At 45.0% G+C, this 18,536-nt stretch carries 17 protein-coding genes; 6 read left to right on the forward strand and 11 right to left on the reverse strand.

Annotated elements, in window-relative coordinates; all coding sequences use genetic code 11:
- Nucleotides 1–53: 53 nt before the first annotated feature.
- The 3 genes from A3860_RS24500 to A3860_RS24510 all read right to left on the reverse strand — a co-directional run bounded on the left by A3860_RS24500 (nucleotide 54) and on the right by A3860_RS24510 (nucleotide 3,105).
- Complete coding sequence (locus A3860_RS24500; protein WP_081150965.1) at nucleotides 54–683, reverse strand: ABC transporter ATP-binding protein; 630 nt, start codon at nucleotides 681–683, stop codon at nucleotides 54–56.
- On the reverse strand, nucleotides 664–1,527 hold the full coding sequence (gene lpxA / locus A3860_RS24505; protein ID WP_245843611.1) for an acyl-ACP--UDP-N-acetylglucosamine O-acyltransferase: 864 nt from the start codon (nucleotides 1,525–1,527) through the stop codon (nucleotides 664–666). The genes A3860_RS24500 and lpxA overlap by 20 nt, the downstream gene beginning before the upstream one ends.
- 174 nt (nucleotides 1,528–1,701) lie before the next feature.
- Nucleotides 1,702–3,105 (reverse strand): bifunctional UDP-3-O-[3-hydroxymyristoyl] N-acetylglucosamine deacetylase/3-hydroxyacyl-ACP dehydratase, encoded by a 1,404-nt coding sequence (locus A3860_RS24510; RefSeq protein ID WP_081150966.1) that lies wholly within the window; start codon nucleotides 3,103–3,105, stop codon nucleotides 1,702–1,704.
- A 323-nt stretch (nucleotides 3,106–3,428) separates the two neighbouring features.
- Here A3860_RS24510 and A3860_RS24515 point away from each other — a divergent pair, with 323 nt between their 5' ends.
- Complete coding sequence (locus tag A3860_RS24515; RefSeq protein ID WP_081150968.1) at nucleotides 3,429–4,361, forward strand: c-type cytochrome; 933 nt, start codon at nucleotides 3,429–3,431, stop codon at nucleotides 4,359–4,361.
- 266 nt (nucleotides 4,362–4,627) lie between these two features.
- Here A3860_RS24515 and lpxD read toward each other — a convergent pair whose 3' ends face one another.
- On the reverse strand, nucleotides 4,628–5,677 hold the full coding sequence (lpxD, locus tag A3860_RS24520; RefSeq protein WP_081150970.1) for a UDP-3-O-(3-hydroxymyristoyl)glucosamine N-acyltransferase: 1,050 nt from the start codon (nucleotides 5,675–5,677) through the stop codon (nucleotides 4,628–4,630).
- Between the two features lie 131 nt (nucleotides 5,678–5,808).
- Complete coding sequence (locus tag A3860_RS24525) at nucleotides 5,809–7,029, reverse strand: HD domain-containing protein (RefSeq protein WP_081150972.1); 1,221 nt, start codon at nucleotides 7,027–7,029, stop codon at nucleotides 5,809–5,811.
- Between the two features lie 159 nt (nucleotides 7,030–7,188).
- On the opposite strand from A3860_RS24525, the gene porX reads away from it, so the two are divergent.
- The 3 genes from porX (at nucleotide 7,189) to A3860_RS24540 (ending at nucleotide 10,049) form a co-directional block, all read left to right on the forward strand.
- A complete protein-coding gene (porX, locus tag A3860_RS24530; RefSeq protein ID WP_081150974.1) occupies nucleotides 7,189–8,745 on the forward strand; it encodes a T9SS response regulator signal transducer PorX in 1,557 nt (518 codons plus the stop codon).
- Nucleotides 8,746–8,958: 213 nt separating this feature from the next.
- On the forward strand, nucleotides 8,959–9,249 hold the full coding sequence (locus A3860_RS24535) for a hypothetical protein (protein WP_081150976.1): 291 nt from the start codon (nucleotides 8,959–8,961) through the stop codon (nucleotides 9,247–9,249).
- Between the two features lie 23 nt (nucleotides 9,250–9,272).
- On the forward strand, nucleotides 9,273–10,049 hold the full coding sequence (locus A3860_RS24540; protein ID WP_081150978.1) for an MBL fold metallo-hydrolase: 777 nt from the start codon (nucleotides 9,273–9,275) through the stop codon (nucleotides 10,047–10,049).
- A 5-nt stretch (nucleotides 10,050–10,054) separates the two neighbouring features.
- Here the strand turns inward: A3860_RS24540 and A3860_RS24545 are convergent, their stop codons facing one another.
- Both A3860_RS24545 and A3860_RS24550 read right to left on the reverse strand, forming a co-directional pair.
- Nucleotides 10,055–11,557: a response regulator gene (locus A3860_RS24545; protein WP_081150980.1), complete on the reverse strand. Its 1,503-nt coding sequence runs from the start codon at nucleotides 11,555–11,557 to the stop codon at nucleotides 10,055–10,057.
- A 15-nt stretch (nucleotides 11,558–11,572) separates the two neighbouring features.
- The gene (locus A3860_RS24550; RefSeq protein WP_216823502.1) at nucleotides 11,573–12,712 is read right to left on the reverse strand and encodes an FIST signal transduction protein; all 1,140 of its coding nucleotides are present in this window, start codon (nucleotides 12,710–12,712) and stop codon (nucleotides 11,573–11,575) included.
- A 188-nt stretch (nucleotides 12,713–12,900) separates the two neighbouring features.
- Between A3860_RS24550 and A3860_RS24555 the strand changes: the two genes are divergently transcribed.
- Nucleotides 12,901–13,830 (forward strand): helix-hairpin-helix domain-containing protein, encoded by a 930-nt coding sequence (locus tag A3860_RS24555; protein WP_081150982.1) that lies wholly within the window; start codon nucleotides 12,901–12,903, stop codon nucleotides 13,828–13,830.
- Between the two features lie 160 nt (nucleotides 13,831–13,990).
- On the forward strand, nucleotides 13,991–15,133 hold the full coding sequence (locus A3860_RS24560) for an acyl-CoA dehydrogenase (RefSeq protein ID WP_081150984.1): 1,143 nt from the start codon (nucleotides 13,991–13,993) through the stop codon (nucleotides 15,131–15,133).
- Nucleotides 15,134–15,203: 70 nt separating this feature from the next.
- Here the strand turns inward: A3860_RS24560 and A3860_RS41530 are convergent, their stop codons facing one another.
- From A3860_RS41530 to A3860_RS24575, 4 genes are all read right to left on the reverse strand, one after another.
- Nucleotides 15,204–15,380, reverse strand: coding sequence for a hypothetical protein (locus A3860_RS41530; RefSeq protein WP_173820253.1), 177 nt, complete (start codon nucleotides 15,378–15,380; stop codon nucleotides 15,204–15,206).
- A 111-nt stretch (nucleotides 15,381–15,491) separates the two neighbouring features.
- Nucleotides 15,492–16,730, reverse strand: coding sequence for an ATP-dependent Clp protease ATP-binding subunit ClpX (gene clpX / locus A3860_RS24565; protein WP_081150986.1), 1,239 nt, complete (start codon nucleotides 16,728–16,730; stop codon nucleotides 15,492–15,494).
- Between the two features lie 124 nt (nucleotides 16,731–16,854).
- Nucleotides 16,855–17,496, reverse strand: a complete 642-nt coding sequence (locus A3860_RS24570) for a ClpP family protease (protein WP_216823503.1) — start codon at nucleotides 17,494–17,496, stop codon at nucleotides 16,855–16,857.
- Nucleotides 17,497–17,639: 143 nt separating this feature from the next.
- Nucleotides 17,640–18,332 carry a ClpP family protease gene (locus A3860_RS24575; RefSeq protein ID WP_081150988.1) on the reverse strand — a complete coding sequence of 231 codons (693 nt, stop codon included), beginning with the start codon at nucleotides 18,330–18,332 and terminating at the stop codon, nucleotides 17,640–17,642.
- Between the last annotated feature and the right edge of the window lie 204 nt (nucleotides 18,333–18,536).

The raw sequence follows: 18,536 nt of genomic DNA on the forward strand, positions 1-18,536 counted from the left end.
ATGAAATTACAGCGGTGCAAAGCTGCAGCTTAATCTCAAAAATCGCGAGCGATTCACGATTTTTTAAAATCTGCGATGCTTATTTTCTCCTTACAGAACGAATACTCCTGTTCATCATTCGAGCTTACGATCACCAGGCGGTCATTGCAATGATCGTTTATCAGTTTATGATAGAGTGCTATGCCGGCTGCATCGAGGTTGGTACAGGGTTCATCGAGCAACACACAGGGCACATCGCTGAAAATGGCCTGCGCCAGTTTTACCCGTTGCTTCATCCCACTTGAGTAGAACCGGATCTGTTTTTGGGCGGCTGCCTGTAAACCAATGGCGTTTATAATTTCCGGAATGTCGTAATGAGGCAAAAAAGGCTTGAACTGTTTATGGAACTGCAGGAATTCATGCAGGGTCATTTCTTCAATCAGTTCAAGATAAGGAGCTGCTATGGAGATATATTTGAATGCCTGGTCAACGTGCACTTCGGTCTTTTGGGTTCCAACCTCATATTGCACGTTTCCCTCGCTCATCATCATGGCCCCGCCTATTACCTGTAATAAAGTAGATTTACCGGACCCATTGGGACCGGTAATAGCATAGGCAGCGCCTGAAATAAATTCCTGGGTAATTTTTCGAAAGATCCAGTCGCGGTTAAAGCGTTTACCGGCATTAATCAGCGATATCTTCATCCACACTATTTTTTGAATAGCGTTTAATGATGCCGCGGCCGCTTTCGCGAATAAAGGTTACAATTTCATCGCGTTCGTCGGTAGCGGGAAACTCTTCTTCCAGGTACTCGAGCGCCTGGCTGGTGTTTAACCCTTTATTATAAATTACGCGATAGATATCGAGAATATGATTGATCTTATCGATAGTGAATCCACGTCTTTTTAACCCTACAGAGTTTACACCGGCATAGCTCAGTGGCTGACGGCCAGCTTTTATATAGGGAGGAATATCTTTACCTACTAATGAGCCGCCGCTTATAAAAGCATGCTGCCCTACCTTGGTGAATTGGTGCACGGCGCACATTCCACCTAAAATAGCCCAATCGCCGAGGATCACGTGACCAGCCACCTGCGAGTTGTTGCTGAGGATCACGTTGCTGCCGATGATACAGTCGTGGGCAACGTGGCTGTAGGCCATGATCATACAATTTTTGCCGATCTTGGTCTTCCACCTGTCCTTGGTACCCCGGTGAATTGTTACAAACTCACGAATGGTAGTATTATCACCAATTTCTGTAATGGTATCTTCACCCTCAAATTTGAGGTCCTGAGGCATGGCTGAAATTACAGCGCCCGGGAAAATACGGCAGTTTTTGCCGATGCGGGCGCCTTCCATGATCGTTACGTTGCTTCCCACCCAGGTGCCTTCGCCTATTTCTACATTCTGGTGAATCACAGAAAAAGGATCAACTTTCACATTTGTGGCTAACTTGGCATTGGGATGAATATATGTATGCGGATGAATCATTTTGTTTACATTCTTAAGGGTTGTAGCAGGATATTCATTCATAGGCGTTACAGACATCCCATCCCCGGTGGGGTTTTGCTGGTGATCGTCACCTGAACTGTGTTTATGGATGGATTGACGTTTGATGTTAATTAATCTGCTAAAATAGACAAAACTAGTTCAATATACCCCTACGGCCTGATATATTTTATTGCTCATTATCCTTTTCAGGTATAATAACCAATTATTTATTTACCGTTTTACTACCTGCGCCATGAGGTCGGCTTCAGTGGCAATTTTGTTGCCTACATACACCGTTCCTCGCATTTCGCAAATACCACGCCGTATCGGGGAGATTAACTCCATTTTCAGGATCATAGTATCTCCGGGAACAACTTTTTGCTTGAATTTACAATTATCGATCTTCAAAAAGTATGTATCGTACTCTCCGGGCGGTAATGCATTGATACAAAGAATTCCACCGGTTTGGGCCAGGGCCTCTACCTGCAATACGCCGGGCATTACCGGATTGCCGGGAAAATGGCCTGTAAAAAATGGCTCATTGTAAGTCACATTCTTAATACCTACAATGTGTTTGTCGGTCAATTCTATGATCTTATCAACCAACAGGAACGGATACCGGTGTGGCAGGGTTTTCTCGATCTGCTGCAGTGTGAATACCGGTGGCAAATTGGGATCATACACCGGTACATCCTTTACATGCTTGTTTCTCTTTATGTATTGCTTGATCTTACGAGCAAAGTCAACATTGGTACTGTGGCCCGGCCGGTTGGCAATGATATGGGCCTTGATGGGGTACCCGATGAGCGCCAGATCGCCCACCACATCCAGGGTTTTATGACGGGCCGGTTCATTCGGAAAACGCAGTTCCAGGTTGTTGAGGTACCCTTCGTTCTTTACTTCAATGTTCTTGCGGTTGAATACCTTGGCCAGCCGGTCCATTTCTTCCTTGGTAACAGGCTTGTCAACTATCACGATGGCATTGTTGATATCGCCGCCCTTGATAAGATTGTGTTCCAGCAACATTTCCAGCTCATGCAGGAAACAAAAAGTACGGCAGGAGGCAATTTCATCCTTGAAATCGCGCATGGTCTTTAAACCTGCATGCTGGGTGCCCAACACCGGACTGTTAAAATCAATAAGGGTGGTGATCTTATAATCTGTTGAAGGAAGGGCTGTCATTTCAACCCTTTTCTTTTCATCGTAATGGGTAATGTTGGTATCAATGCTGTACCAGACCTTGGCCGCATCCTGCTCCAGTACGCCGGCTTCTTCAATGATCTCAACAAAGGGGGCGCTGCTTCCGTCTGCGATAGGAATTTCGGGCCCGTTCAGCTCAATAAGGCAATTATCAACGCCCATACCCACCAGCGCTGCCAGAATATGCTCCACTGTGCAAACTTTAGTCTCGCCTTCCTGCAGGGTTGTGCCGCGTGAAGTATCGGTAACCAGATCGCAATCAGCCTTGATAACCGGTTGTCCGGGCAGGTCAATGCGTTGAAACTGAAAACCAAAACCAGGGTTGGCTGGCTTCAGGGTCATATCCACATTAATGCCTGTATGTAAACCGGTACCGGAAATACTTGCAGCCGATTGCAGGGTATGTTGTTTATCTGGATTAAAGTTATTATTCATTCTATTTTTTATAAAGAATGCGCAAAGATAGGGATTCCGCAAAGACGAAAAGGTTTGAAAATGACCTACATATCGTACAGCTGCAAAATAGTTGTTCCCATAGCCGGTTTTTACCGGAAACGCTGTAAGGTTTAACCGGTACCGTAAGCCTAGTGACCTTATTATCACAGCTTTAATAAGCCTGCAAACGCACATTAGCGTGGGCAATGGGCTGTAATCAATTTTTTGATCAACTCATATAAGGGTTTTCTCAATTCATGTATGCTCCCATATGCGCAGCCTTGCCGCCACTATAGTTTTGTTGAACCCTGAAAAAAATCATCATGATACGTAAGATCTTAAAATGGACCGGTATTACTGTATTGTCATTAATACTGATTTTAGCGATTGTTGTTGCCAGCCGCCAGAACCTGCAGTTCAATGCGCCTTACCCGGCTATCACTGCTTCAACCGACAGTGCTGTTATTGCTCATGGTAAAGAGATCGCCTATGGCCCTGCCCATTGTGCCGATTGTCATTATGCCGGCAATGCCGACTCGGTGTTTAAACTGGGACAGGAACCGGCGTTGAGTGGTGGCCGTGTATTCGAACTGCCGCTTGGAAACTTTTATGTGCGCAATATAACCTCCGATCCTGTTGTGGGCATTGGCAGGTATACCGATGGTGAAATAGCCCGCGTGTTACGGTATGGTGTGCGGCCTAACGGCACAGCGGTCATTGATTTTATGCCTTTTCATAACATGAGTGATGAAGACCTCACAGCCGTTATCTCATTTTTACGCACCTCAAAACCGGTTCGCAACCCCGTGCCCGATCATTCAGTAACCATGCTGGGCCGCGTGATCAATGCATTTATGATAAAACCAGTGGGGCCCACAGGCGAAGTGCCCAAATCAATACCGAGAGATTCAACGGCTGTGTATGGAAAATACCTGGCCAACAGTGTAGCCAATTGCGTGGGTTGCCATACCAATCGCGATATGATGACGGGCGCTTTTATTGGCGAGCCATTTGCCGGTGGTTTAAAGTTTGAAGAACCGGGCATTCCTACGCTGGTATCGCCCAATATTAACCCCAACACACCGGGGCGTATATACGGCTGGTCGCAACAGGATTTTATTAACCGGTTTAAAATGGGAAAAACAATCCCATACAGCCACATGCCCTGGAATTCGTTTAAGCGAATGAGTGATAATGACCTGAAGGCGATCTATAATTTCCTGAAAACTTTACCGGCGGCAACAACAAAGAAATAAGTCGCAAGACAAAAATTTTTATCTCCGCTTCCACCCCGGTCGCCGAAGGCGAAGCTGGAGAGCCACCCCCCTCAGCGGGAGGGCCGGGGTGGAAGAAGGGCAATTGGTTGTAAACAAAAATGGGTTGGCGGTGTAAGAACCATCAACCCATTCATTTTAGGGGTGGGCATTCGCCAGTTGGCAAATGGCTAACCCTTGCATCTTTTAATCAAAAAAGTGAGCCGCTTCACCAGCGGGCGCAGCGGCTCACCTTGTAATTCTTTTCGTTAAGATATCTTCTCAGTCATCAACTGCTTCACCAACTGTTCCAATTCTTTAATTCTTTTTTCCAGATCGGGCAGTTTGCGGCTAACAGCCTGACTGCGCAGTGCGCTGGTGTATTCGAATGCGGGGCTGCCGGTTACAGCTGCATTGGGTGTTTTTATTGATTTGCTCACTCCGCTTTGCGCATTGATTTTACTGCCATCGGCAATTTGAATATGGCCTACAATGCCGGCCTGCCCGCCGATCATTACATTATTCCCGATCTTGGTACTTCCACTAACCCCGGCCTGTGCGGCTATTACGGTATTATTTCCTACTTCAACATTATGGGCTACCTGAATCAGGTTATCAAGTTTGGCGCCTGATTTTATTACGGTAGAACCAATGGTGGCGCGGTCGATGGTGGCGTTGGCGCCGATCTCAACAAAACTTTCTACCACCACATTCCCGATCTGCGGAACTTTTTTAAAGCTGCCATCGGCCTGGGGGGCAAAACCAAAACCATCGCTGCCGATCACTGTGCCGGCATGTATGGTAACATTTTTACCGATCACACAACCATGATAGATCTTTACACCGGGATGTACAATGGTATTATCGTCGATCGTTACATTATCGCCGAGGAATACGTTCGGGAATATCTTCACATTATTTCCCAACACCACGTTTTCACCGAGATAGGAAAAAGCGCCGATAAAAACCTGCTGGCCATATTTGGCCGATTTACTGATATAGGCCGGTTCCTGGATACCCGTTAATTTTTGGGTAGCCATTTCCTGGTATTTTGTAAGCAACGTGGCAAAAGCTGAATACGCATCGGCTACCCTTATCAATGTTGCACCCACAGGTTCTTTCAGTTCCTGTGAATCATTGATGATAACCAGCGAAGCTTTTGTACGGTACAGGTATTCTTCGTATTTGGGGTTGGCCAAAAAAGAGAGCTGACCGGGTTGGGCTTCTTCAATTTTTCCAAAGGAATGCACCAACGCATCAGGGTTTCCCTCTACTTTGCCATTGATGATCATAGCTATTTGTGCTGCGGTAAATTGCATAGAATAGTATTCAATCTGTTATAGAGATCAAAATAATAATAAAATTTGTCAAAGCTACTGCATATTGAAAAAACTGTAATATGTTTTGAAAGCTATGATACAGGAGTTAACATACCGATCAACATATCTGTTTAACAATTGTAGTAACAAATGTAATATTTTTTCACAGGGCTTGCTAATGCCTGATGGATCAATGCATTATCAACTTTTGATATATCTTTCACTGTTCCATTCTTAAATAAAATAGTGATGCGTTCTTCGCTGGGGTCGTAGGTGGTGTTTTCTGCTTCCCCCGTGAAAATTAAATAATCGCAATCCGCATCTTTTATGTTCAAATGGTGGCAAATGTTATTCCGCTGTGTTTTTATCCATTCCTGATCAAACGGTTCGGCCTGCAATTTAACTTTTAGTAAACGGCGTTCAATAAGGCAACGGCATAAAGTGCTAAGCACTGTGTCGGCATGAAATATCCAGTTTTTTATGGTAGCCAAAACGTCAAAATCGTCGAGCAGGCAAAATTTATCGAGATGTTGCTCTATAAACGCGGTGCCGGTAGCGCTTTTTAAAAAGAAATCAAAAGTCAGCGAGGCTGCCTGCACCTGTTGCCCCTGTTTAATTAGTTCTTTGGCGCGTTCGATGATCTTTACCAGTGTTTTTTCGGCGCCAAGTACCGTTTTGTGCAAATAAACCTGCCAGTACATAAGCCGCCGGGCCACCAGGAATTTTTCTATGCTGTAAATGCCTTTTTCTTCTACCATAAGATCGCCATCCTTTACGGCCAGCATCTTTAAAATGCGATCGTACCCGATAACGCCTTCCGATACGCCGGTATAAAAGCTGTCGCGGGTGAGGTAATCCATGCGGTCAACATCGAGCTGGCCGCTGATGAGCTGGTGAAGGAATGGCTTGGTATAATTATTGGTAAAAATGTCAATGGCTTTACACAACTGACCCTTCATTTGTTCGTTGAGTACACGCATGATCAAAATACTGATGGTTTCATGATGCGTATTGTTGATCAGTACATTTTCAAGGGCATGTGAAAAAGGACCATGGCCTATATCGTGTAAAAGGATCGCAATTTTAGCAGCCGTTTCTTCTTCAGGAGTAATATCCACTCCTTTATTTTTCAGCTCGTTCAACGCATTGCACATAAGGTGATAGGCGCCCAGTGAGTGATGAAGGCGGGTATGCACCGCGCCCGGATACACCAGGTGGGCAAAAGCCATTTGATGAACGCGTCGCAAACGCTGGTACCAGGGATGCGCGATTACCTGAAAAACTAGCGGATCGTCAATGGTAATAAAACCGTAAACGGGGTCATTGATGATCTTTCTGATGCGGTTTGTCATTCGCTGCCTGCTATTTTGTTAAAATTGCTGCCAAAAGCAGCGGGCAAAAGTACAAAGCCTGCGGGGATAAATTAAATTTGGTTAGATTGGTGCCGGAAGCAGATGCCCGGCACAGGCAAGTGAGAACTTAAAACTTAGCATACATATAAATAACTATACATGCCATTAGGTAAAATACTCTGGGTCGACGATGAAATTGAAAGTTTACAATCACAGATACTTTTTTTACAAAATAAAGGCTACGAAGTAACCGCGCTCACGAACGGTTTTGATGCCGTTGATTTTGTAAAAGAAAACCCACTCGATGTGGTGTTGCTCGATGAAACCATGCCCGGTATAACCGGACTGGAAACCCTCTCCAAAATAAAAGAGATCAATTCGCAGATACCGGTGGTAATGATCACCAAAAATGAAACGGAGAACCTGATGGACGATGCCATCGGCAGCCAGATAACCGATTACCTCATTAAACCGGTTAACCCCAATCAGGTGTTGCTGAGCCTTAAAAAGATCATTGATAAAAAAAGCCTGGTAGCCGAAAAAACCACCACTGCTTATCAGCAACAATTCCGCAATTTGTTTATGGCACTGAACAGCAGTCCCGATTACAACGAGTGGATGGATCTTTATAAAAAACTGGTGTACTGGGAACTGGAAATGGAAAAAAGCGACAGTCCCGAAATGCAGGAAGTGTTCCAAACGCAAAAGAACGAGGCCAATACCGAGTTCTTTAAATTCGTTTCAAAGAATTATGCACGCTGGGTAAATCCCAAAAGTGCCGATGCGCCGGTAATGTCGCACAACCTTATTAAATACAAAGTGCTGCCACATATTGAAAAGGGAACGCCTACTTTTTTTGTGTTGATCGATAACCTGCGCTTTGACCAGTGGCGGGCCATTTCACCCATCTTTGCAGAAAGTTTTCGTATACTCGAAGAAGACAGTTTTTACAGCATATTGCCCACGGCCACACAATACGCACGCAATGCCATCTTCAGTGGATTGCTACCGGTTGATATTGAAAAACATTTTCCCCAGCAATGGAAAAATGATGATGAAGAAGGTGGAAAGAATTTACATGAAGAAGAGTTTTTCCGCGGGTTTTTGAAACGGCAGCGGCGCGATGATATCAAATTCTCCTATACAAAGATCCTGAACAACCAGGCCGGGCAGGACCTCGTGAACAATATTCATAACCTGATGGGGAACGATCTGAATATTATCGTGTACAATTTTGTAGATATGCTGAGCCATGCACGTACCGAAATGGAAGTACTAAAAGAGCTGGCCGGCGACGAAACCAGCTATCGCAGCGTTACCCGCAGCTGGTTCGAGCATTCGCCCCTGCACCAGGCATTGAAAAAGGTGGCCGATAAAAAACTCAACCTCATACTGGCTACTGATCATGGTACGGTGCGTGTTAAAACACCCGCCAAAGTGATCGGCGACAAACAAACTACCACCAACCTGCGGTATAAACATGGCCGCAACCTCAATTATGAACCCCGCGATGTACTGGCTTTCCGCGATCCCAGGGAGGCTGGTTTGCCGGTTCCAACAGTGAATTCATCGTTCATTTTTGCCCGGGAAGATATGTACCTGTGTTACCCCAATAATTACAATTATTATGTGAACTATTATCGCAACACTTTTCAGCATGGCGGCGTTAGTTTAGAAGAGATGATTGTGCCGGTGATCAAGATGACCAATAAGTAATAGCAGCAGGAAGAAGGGCGCGATAGTTGCTTAAATGATAATAATGACACTTTTGGCTCCCATTTTAGGCCTTTTTTGCCGTTTTTTGGGCGCGGAGGCGTAATTCTCAACGTTTTGCGCTGTTTTGTGTGGAAAAGTTGTGGGCTTGATTTCAAGCACTAAAATTGTGAATAGTAACTTTGCGAAACATTTAAAGTCATTTACATCCAGACTATGAAATTTACGCAGGCAACATTAGATAAAATTGAAGCGATTCTCGATGAGGCGGAATATGTGCTACGCTATGAACGGGGTAATTTTCAAAGCGGATACTGTATTTTGGAACAAAAGAAAGTAGTAGTATTAAATAAATTCCTCCAGCTCGAGGGCCGTATAAGCACCCTCATTGATCTTATTCCCCAGCTGAATGTAGATCCCGAAATATTCAGCCCGGAAGTACGTAAAACGTATAACGATGTGCTGGAAAGGCATGCATTAGTGCAGGCAGCGGAAGGCCAGAAGTAAGAGATAAGCTGTATTTTTACCGCGTGAGCTATCCTTCATTAACCATTACATTTTTAGGAACCGGTACCAGTGCCGGTGTACCAATGATCGCCTGTGATTGTCCGGTTTGTACTTCGCCCGATAAAAAAGACAACCGGCTTCGTTCCAGCATTATGGTGCAATCGCAAAACACCACGCTTGTGGTTGATTCGGGGCCCGATTTTCGTTACCAGATGCTGCGGGCCCGTGTAAAGCATTTAGACGCTATTGTTTTCACCCATTCGCATAAAGACCACGTGGCCGGACTCGATGATGTTCGGGCCTTTAACTTCTTTTCGCAACAGCCCATGCAGGTGTTTGCCAGCGAGCCCACCCAGGAAGTGATCATTCGCGAATTCCCTTATGCTTTTTATGAATCAAAATATCCCGGTGTTCCCGATATTCAGTTAAATACAATTGGGTTGGAACCTTTTATGGCTGGCGATATTCCCGTAACCCCTGTCATGGTTTGGCATTTAAAAATGCCGGTACTGGGTTTCCGGTTCGGCCGGTTTACTTATATCACCGACGCCAACCACATTGAAGAAAGCGAACTGGAAAAAATAAAAGGCACCGAAGTGCTGGTATTAAATGCCCTGCGGAAAGAAAAACATATTTCACATTATTCCCTGGGTGAAGCCATTGAAGTAGCCAAGGGCTTACAGGTACAGCAATGTTACCTTACCCATATGAGCCATCAAATGGGCCGCCATGCCGATGTGGAAGCCGAATTGCCTAACGGCATCAACCTGGCGTATGATGGCCTGGTGATAAAAGTGTGAGTTGCCTACGCCTTCCTGCTATACTTTGAGATCATCTCATACAATTCACCTGGTTTAAAAGGTTTCGCGAGGTAATCCGTCATGCCAAACTCGCGGGTTCTTTGTAAAATATCCGCCGAGGCAGAAGCGGTCAATGCAATGATGGGAATAGCGTCATTAAAATTCCTGATGTGTTGCGTGGCATTATACCCATCCATTACCGGCATTTGCAGGTCCATCAGCACAATATCATATTCGGTTTGCCGCACTTTATTAATGGCGATGGCCCCGTTTTCGGCAATGTCAACAGCGCCATTCCAGTTGGTGATCATTTTCTTTGCTACCATAATATTGAATTCAACATCTTCAACCAGTAACACCTTAATTCCCGACAGATCATTTTTTCCGGCAAAGGCTTGTTGCTGCTGTGGTTCCTGTTTTCCTTTTTTAAAAGTTATGGTGAAGAAAAAGGTTGAACCGTGGCCCACCTCACTATTCAAATATATATCACTGTTATAAAGCGCCGCCAGCCGTTTAACGATGGCCAGCCCAAGGCCCGAGCCGCCAAATTCGCGGGCAATATCAACATTGGCCTGGGTGAACCGGTCGAATATCAACAACTGTTTTTCTTTTTCAATACCAACACCGGTATCGGTTACTGAAAAGTAAACGGTTGCTTCATCGGCCGTTGCTTTTTGTAATGCCATTTGCAAGGTTATTACACCGTTGCGGGTGAATTTAACGGCATTCGACAGCAGGTTATGTAATATTTGTCCCAACCTCACTTCATCGGCCAGCACATATTTAGGCAATGCCTCGTCAACGATCATATTGATGGTGTTGCCCCTTTCTGCGGCTCTTATGTGGTGAGCTGTTTTTATATTTTCAGCAAGCTGTTGTAAGCTGGTGTTCTTTTCGGCCAGTACAATTTTTCCTTCTTCTATTTTTCCAAAGTCAAGGATATCGTTGATAAGGCGGAGCAGGTTTTCGGCCGAAATGTTCAATGCTTTCAGGTTTTCGAGCTGGCTGGGCAATAGTTGGTCCTGCAACAACAAATGCGCAATGCCAATGATGGCATTGAGTGGGGTGCGTATTTCATGGCTCATCACCGACAGAAAATCGCTTTTCGCACGGGCGCCGTCTTCGGCCTGTTCTTTTGCCCTGATGAGCTCGGCTTCAGTTTCCTTTCTTTTCTGGATCTGTTTTTCGAGCCAGGCCTTTATGTTGATCAGTATATTGTCTTCCTTATCTATAATGGCGGCAGCCTGCGGATCGTGTGCAATGATGGCATCCTTTAATTTTTTTACCGACTGGCTGTATATATTATTCTGCAGCTGCAGGGTATGCAATATGTCCTGGTATTCTTTTTCACTTACAAGAAAAGCGTGCTCGGTCAGTTGCTGCTCGTTCTCAAAATTCTTATACGACTGATCAACCAGCTTTAAAAACTGTTGAATGACGGGGTCAAACTTATGCTGGCCGCCCAGGGTTTTCTCAATCTGCTTCTCCAATAATTTATGGTACTGCATAAGGGCTTGCTTGGATTAAATTTCCGTAAATGTGGTAATGGTCATGGTTTGATTATGCAGTAAGGGAAGGCTGCCGGTTTGTAAAGGCGATATTTCCCCATATGAATAAAAACCTGTGGTACAGGTGGCCGTTCCAAAAATTTCATTTACGGCATGTACTTCTTCTTCGGTTCTGTCGCGCAAGATCAGTTTGCGGCCAATACAACTGATCAGTATCGCCAAATCGGGTTTGGCGATCGTTTCATTAACAGTATGCTGCGCTGCGCGGGACGATCCATCGATCAGTTTATTAAAACTGGCCTTCATCAAACGCACCTGGCTGCCTTCAGGCATATTTCCCGCAAACACCATGAAACGTTCCTGTTCATTGATCGACAAAATGGTTCTAACCACTGCTTTATCGGCACCCGGTTCTTTAACCGCTAAAGGAAAAAGCATGGCCGAACCTGGCAATTCTTTTTTATAAGGTCCCAGGTAAGCCTGATAAAGTTCGAAGGCATTTTTGCCATCTATTTCGTGTAAGATATTTTTATCAGAGCGGGTAATGGTGCGGGGCGGCCCAAATTCATCCCAACCGCCAAATGACCCATGGCCTACCTGTAACTGCCGGCCATAAAAACCAATAGCTACAATGACCCCTTCGGCAGGCAATTGATTTAATCCCACAAAAGTTTTTGTAAAGCGCGAACCATCGCCTGCCAGTCCGCCCGTAACGGGAACGCTGTTCGTATTGGTTGTATTAAAACCGGCAACCAGTTCACTGCCATTGATATTTGTGCCATCAGAAATGATAAAGGCGGCGCTGAGGTCGTTTTGTTGCAGCTGCTGCATCAGGTACTGACCGGCATCATAACTGTTTTGGTGGCGATTGATAGTGGTTTCGGCACAATGGATAGTGGTATTGTCAAATTGGATGGCGGTAACTACAACACTATTGTCAAAAACATCGGTATGAATAATTTCGCCCGAAGTAGAAGAAAGAATAATGTGCGCTTCGGGATAGCTGCGTTCCAGGTAATTAAAAACAGCCGTGTCGGTGATCAGCGACGGTTCGCCAAATACCAGCACCAACTGGCATTGCATGCGGTCGAATTCGTCGGCGTGCACGTAAATTTTCCATGCCTTATCGTAGTACTGCAGTTGTTGAATTTTCATACGGGTTATTGTTTAAAGGGTACAGATAAGGATATATGTGTAACGTGGATTGAATCAAATACTTATATTTAGGCATAAAAAAGTAAGTGTTTTTTTCCCACCTTTTGAAAAGATTCTAATAAACCCTTAGTGAAAGGCAATGATTCGTAGTAAGAAGTTGAAAAGTTGATAAAGCTCAATTCTTGCTAATGGAAAGCAACTGGAAAGATTATTTCGCCTTCACGAAAAAGGAACGCGCCGGCATACTAATGCTGTTGGGGTTAATTGCGGCCGGTATTATGGGCCCTTATTTTTTCGATACTCCTGATCCTCAACCTGAAATACGGGTGGAGGCCATCCGCTTGCAGCAGGCTCAGCATGAACAGGCGGCCGACGACCAGTTCCGCCATGTGGCAGGATCCCGCTCACAACAACCCGCTTTTAAAGAAGGTTATTATAAACCAGGGCGGGAACCGGCCGTGACAGCGCTTTTCCCCTTTGATCCCAATACGTTGGATGCGGCAGGTTGGAAGAAGTTGGGTCTCAACGACCGTATGATCGGCACCATACAACATTATAAAGCCAAAGGCGGACAGTTCAGAAAGCCTGCCGATCTGCAACGAATGTATGGTTTGAGGAAAACTGATTTTGACCGGTTGGCGCCTTTTATAAAGATTGCTGCCCCGTCGCCTTTTGTGTATGCGGCAAGGCCACGGGTGAAATATGTAAAGGCCCCGCCGGTTATCATTGATATAAACCAGGCCGATACCACTGCTTTTATTGCCCTGCCCGGCATTGGAAGCAGGCTGGCCAGCCGCATCGTCAATTTCCGTACAAAGCTGGGCGGGTTTGTTTCGGTTCAACAGGTAGGGGAGACGTTTGGATTACCCGATTCTACCTTTCAATTAATAAGACCACGCCTGCAGTGCGCGCCCGTTGCCTTGCAAAAGATCAATATCAATACGGCCGATGCCAATACCCTAAAACAGCATCCGTACATCCGCTGGAACATTGCCAATGCGATTGTGCAGTACCGGCAGCAACATGGTATTTTTCATTCACAGGAAGAATTGCAGCAGATCGTGCTCATAACGCCTGAATTGTACCAGAAAATAGCGGCTTATGTAACGGTTGAATGAAAAGGCAGAAGGCTTCTGTGGGTTTGCCAATCAAAAGGTTATGACACTTATATATTAAAGTTTTGAAAAAGATTACTAACATTTGTTAGTGTGTCAAAAAAAGCTACTATATTGCATCAGCCTTTAACGATTCTTGCGATATAATCAGGTAAATTTAAGTATGAATTTTCAAACCTCTGAGCTTACAGATCAGGTTGCTCAAACCGCTCGTGACTTTGCGCTACAGCACATTAAACCTTATGTGATGGAGTGGGACGAAACCCAGGAGTTTCCCCTGCATGTTTTTAAAGAAATGGGAAAATTGGGTTTAATGGGAGTATTGGTGCCCGAGGCATATGGCGGCGCCGGTCTTTCTTATTACGAATATGTAGTTATTATTCAGGAGATCTCCAAAGTATGTGGTTCTATTGGCTTAAGCTTGGCTGCGCACAATTCATTGTGTACCGGTCATATTTTGAGCTTTGCTAATGAAGAGCAGAAGAAAAAGTATTTGCCCAAACTGGCAACCGGCGAATGGCTGGGGGCCTGGGGATTAACGGAGCCCAATACCGGAAGTGATGCAGCCAATATGAAAACGGTGGCCGTTAAGGATGGCGATCACTGGGTGTTGAACGGCACCAAATGCTGGATCACCCATGGAAAGAGCGCCGATGTTGCAGTTGTTATTGCGCGTACGGGCGAACCAAGGGCAAAGAACAATGCAACGGCCTTTGTGGTTGAACGAAGCATGCCGGGTTTCCGCGGCGGTAAAAAAGAGAACAAGCTGGGCATGCGCGCCAGTGAAACTGCTGAAATGATCTTTGATAATGTACGGATACCCGATGCCAACCGCCTCGGTAATTTTGGCGATGGGTTCAAGCAATCATTAAAGGTGTTGGATGGCGGCCGTATTTCAATAGCCGCGCTGTCGCTGGGTATTGCGAAGGGTGCTTACGAAGCAGCTATTCAATATGCCAAGGAGCGGCACCAGTTTGATCAGGCAATTGCCAATTTTCAGGGTATCTCATTTAAACTGGCCGACATGGCCACAGAAATAACTGCTGCTGAATTGCTGACCCTGCAGGCATGCGATCTTAAAATGCGTGGGGAATCCATGAGCAAGGAAGCGGCTATGGCAAAATATTATGCCAGTGAAGTAGCTGTTAAAGTGGCTACCGATGCCGTACAGATCTTTGGCGGCTATGGTTATACGAAAGATTTTCCCGTTGAAAAATATTATCGCGATAGTAAATTATGCACCATTGGTGAAGGCACATCTGAAATTCAGAAGGTTGTTATCGCCAGGGAAGTGTTACGGGCCTAATTGATGATGAATACTGCTCAAGGTTGCTTGTCATGACAGAGGACCCCGATAAAAGTCGGGGCCTTTTTATTTACGGCATAATATCATCATCATCATCTTTGGGGCCGTACTTATCGAACAGTTTATCGATAGCGCCACCGAAGATGGGGAATTTATCTTTTGCAAAATTCTTGATGATCTCAACGGCTTTATAGGCCTGTTGTTCTGTTAATCCTTCTGCCATTAACTGCTTTATCAGTTCCTGCATATAATAAGTTTGAATGAGATTAATTAATACGAATAAAAAACGTCAGTATGATGGCTGACGTTTTTTGAAATTCTTTTGTCAGCAAGACGAAGGTCCTGATGACTATTTTGATTATGCTACTTTCAGCAAACTCATCTTGCTCTTGTCGAAATTCTTCTGCGCGTATTCCAGGTTCAAATGGAAAACGGTTTGCTTTGAAGAAGGTAATTCAAACATGGCGTCGGTGAGTATGCTTTCGCAAATGCTGCGTAAGCCACGGGCGCCCAGTTTGTATTCAACTGCCTTATCAACCATGAAGTCAAGCACATCATTGTCGATGGTAAGCGCAATACCTTCCAGTTCAAACAATTTTTTGTATTGTTTGATCAGTGCATTTTTGGGTTCTGTTAAAATAGAGCGGAGGGTAGATTTATCCAATGGATTGAGGTGAGTAACTACCGGTAAACGGCCCAGTAACTCGGGAATTAATCCAAACGACTTCAGATCGGTGGCATTAATGTATTGCAACAGGTTCTTTTTCATGTGTTCCTGCAGCTCTTTATTTACATTAAAACCGATGGCATTGGTATTTACCCGGCGGGCAATTACTTTGTCGATACCATCAAAAGCGCCACCGCAAATGAAAAGAATATTCTGGGTGTTGATCTTTATCAGCTTTTGTTCAGGGTGTTTACGGCCGCCCTGGGGTGGAACCAGTACATCGGTGCCCTCGAGCAGTTTCAGTAAACCCTGTTGCACGCCTTCACCGCTTACATCACGGGTGATAGACGGGTTATCGCCTTTGCGGGCAATTTTGTCTATTTCATCGATATACACGATGCCTCTTTCGGCAGCGGCTACGTCATAATTACATACCTGTAACAAGCGGGTAAGAATACTTTCCACGTCTTCACCCACATAACCGGCTTCGGTAAATACGGTAGCATCCACAATGGCGAATGGCACGTTCAACAAGCGGGCAATGGTTTTTGCCAGTAAGGTTTTACCGGTACCTGTTTCGCCAACCATCACGATGTTGCTTTTTTCAATATCTACATCGTTTTCGGTGGGTTTTTGCTGCAGGCGTTTATAGTGGTTGTAAACAGCTACTGCTAATACCTTTTTAGCTTCATCCTGACCGATTACATATTCATCCAGAAAACGTTTAACCTCAATAGGTTTCTTAACGTTTAGCTTGAAGGAAGTGGAAGGTGGGGTACTTTCATGGCGGATCATCAGCTCCTGTTCAATGATCTCGCGTGCATGCTCAACGCAATTTTCACAAATATGTCCTTCCTGCCCGGCAATAAGAATCTTTACTTCATCGCGGCTGCGTCCGCAAAAAGAACAGTGTAATGTTGTTTTAGCCATGTTTAGTATAAAAATCGCTTACAAAGGTATCTAAATGATATGCCAAATCCCAATTAAAAATCCCAAACTCCTTTTTAAGAAAATTAGTATGTGGAATTTGGGACTTTTACGGGTTTATACGTACCTATAGTTTTTCAACTTGCTGATCTACAATGCCATACTCGATTGCTTCTTTTGCATCCATCCAGTAGTCGCGATCAAAATCTTTCATGATCTGTTCAAATTTCTTACCGCAGTTTTCAGCCAGAATGCGGGCACCCATTTCTTTGGTCTTGCGGGTTTGTTTGGCCTGAATTTCCAGATCAGCACTTACACCCTGCATATAGCCGCCCAAACTGGGTTGGTGAATCATTACTTCGCCATGGGGGAAAATGTAGCGTTTTCCTTTAGCGCCGGCGCTTAACAAAATAGAACCCATAGACGCTGCCAGTCCCATACACACGGTGCTTACCGGGCTTTTCAGCATACGCATGGTATCGTAAATGACCATGCCACTGGTAACCACACCGCCCGGGCTGTTGATAAAGAATTTAATTTCTTCACCGGGTTTATCGGCATCTAACAGTAAAAGACGGGTTACAATATCTTTAGCTGATTTATCTTCCACAACACCCCACAGGTATACTGTTCTTTTTTCAAAAAAGAACTTTTCCATTTTTTTGGCTAATACGCCGAAATCCTGTTTTTCCTCTTTGCCGTTTTCTTTTGGTTCATCTTCATCATCCATGCGAAATGGCTGGAACAAATGATTTGAATATATCTGCATGATATTTTTGTTTGAAGTTCGATTTAATAGTTAGTCAGAACAATGTACGCATCGCTTCGCCTGCTGTCCCCCGACTCGTCGGGGCCGCCAAAGCTTTAGCGGAGGCGCAAGCCAAGGCGCAGGCAGGTAACCGAATGGCCAGCTTAGTCTTTCTTGTCTTTCCGCGGGTTGATCAGCAACACTTCATCAACGAGGCCATATTCCTTGGCTTCGTCAGAAGTTAACCAGTAGTCGCGGTCGCAGTCTTTTTCAACCTGTTTTACTGTTTTTCCGGTGTGGAAGGAGATTGCATCATACAGGTTCTTTTTGATCTTTTTGATCTCCTGAACTGTGATCTCGATATCACTGGCCTGGCCGCCGATGGCGCCGCTGGGCTGGTGCATCATTACCCGGCTATGGCGTAAGGCAGTGCGTTTACCTTTTGTACCGGCGCATAACAATACAGCTGCCATGGAAGCGGCCATACCTATGCATATAGTCGATACATCGGGAGTGATGTAATTCATGGTGTCGTACATACCCAAACCAGAGTATACATTACCGCCGGGCGAGTTAATGTACATCTGAATGTCGCGTGTACGATCGGTGCTTTCCAGGAACAACATCTGGGCGGTTACGATGTTTGCCACTTCGTCATTGATGGGGTAGCCAAGGAAGATAATGCGGTCCATCATCAACCGGCTGTAAACGTCCATGACAGCGATATTCATGGGACGTTCTTCAATAATATTGGGAGTGAGGTTCGTAACCTGGTGCTTTTGGTAACTGTACAGGGTATTGCTTGAAATACCTCTGTGGTGTACCGCGTATTTTTCAAATTCTTTTCCAAGATTCATAGTACTTTTCTATTATTTGAGTGGGCAATTTAAGTTTTTGTCAAATACCAAATACCGTGCAATTTAAAAAAACAGTCATTTTGGCCTAATATCTTCATAAACAAGGTTTTTGGGCCTGCTAATGAGGCAGACGGACTGGCAGCCGGCGCCAGTTTTTACCCCTTCCGGCAGCCTAACAGGTACTGTTATGTAAAAAGGGAAGAA

Source organism: Niastella vici (genome assembly GCF_002077945.1).
GTDB classification, from domain to species: domain Bacteria; phylum Bacteroidota; class Bacteroidia; order Chitinophagales; family Chitinophagaceae; genus Niastella; species Niastella vici.

Coding starts and splice junctions, on each gene's coding strand:
- A3860_RS24545 (WP_081150980.1), bottom strand. CDS start 11,557: ATGCAGTACCATAAATTATTGGAGAAGCAGATTGAGAAAACCCTGGGC.
- A3860_RS24510 (WP_081150966.1), bottom strand. CDS start 3,105: ATGAATAATAACTTTAATCCAGATAAACAACATACCCTGCAATCGGCT.
- A3860_RS24560 (WP_081150984.1), top strand. CDS start 13,991: ATGAATTTTCAAACCTCTGAGCTTACAGATCAGGTTGCTCAAACCGCT.
- A3860_RS24500 (WP_081150965.1), bottom strand. CDS start 683: ATGAAGATATCGCTGATTAATGCCGGTAAACGCTTTAACCGCGACTGG.
- A3860_RS24555 (WP_081150982.1), top strand. CDS start 12,901: ATGGAAAGCAACTGGAAAGATTATTTCGCCTTCACGAAAAAGGAACGC.
- lpxA (WP_245843611.1), bottom strand. CDS start 1,527: ATGTCTGTAACGCCTATGAATGAATATCCTGCTACAACCCTTAAGAAT.
- A3860_RS24535 (WP_081150976.1), top strand. CDS start 8,959: ATGAAATTTACGCAGGCAACATTAGATAAAATTGAAGCGATTCTCGAT.
- A3860_RS24575 (WP_081150988.1), bottom strand. CDS start 18,332: ATGAATCTTGGAAAAGAATTTGAAAAATACGCGGTACACCACAGAGGT.
- porX (WP_081150974.1), top strand. CDS start 7,189: ATGCCATTAGGTAAAATACTCTGGGTCGACGATGAAATTGAAAGTTTA.
- A3860_RS24525 (WP_081150972.1), bottom strand. CDS start 7,029: ATGACAAACCGCATCAGAAAGATCATCAATGACCCCGTTTACGGTTTT.
- A3860_RS24515 (WP_081150968.1), top strand. CDS start 3,429: ATGATACGTAAGATCTTAAAATGGACCGGTATTACTGTATTGTCATTA.
- A3860_RS41530 (WP_173820253.1), bottom strand. CDS start 15,380: ATGCAGGAACTGATAAAGCAGTTAATGGCAGAAGGATTAACAGAACAA.
- A3860_RS24550 (WP_216823502.1), bottom strand. CDS start 12,712: ATGAAAATTCAACAACTGCAGTACTACGATAAGGCATGGAAAATTTAC.
- A3860_RS24570 (WP_216823503.1), bottom strand. CDS start 17,496: ATGCAGATATATTCAAATCATTTGTTCCAGCCATTTCGCATGGATGAT.
- clpX (WP_081150986.1), bottom strand. CDS start 16,730: ATGGCTAAAACAACATTACACTGTTCTTTTTGCGGACGCAGCCGCGAT.
- lpxD (WP_081150970.1), bottom strand. CDS start 5,677: ATGCAATTTACCGCAGCACAAATAGCTATGATCATCAATGGCAAAGTA.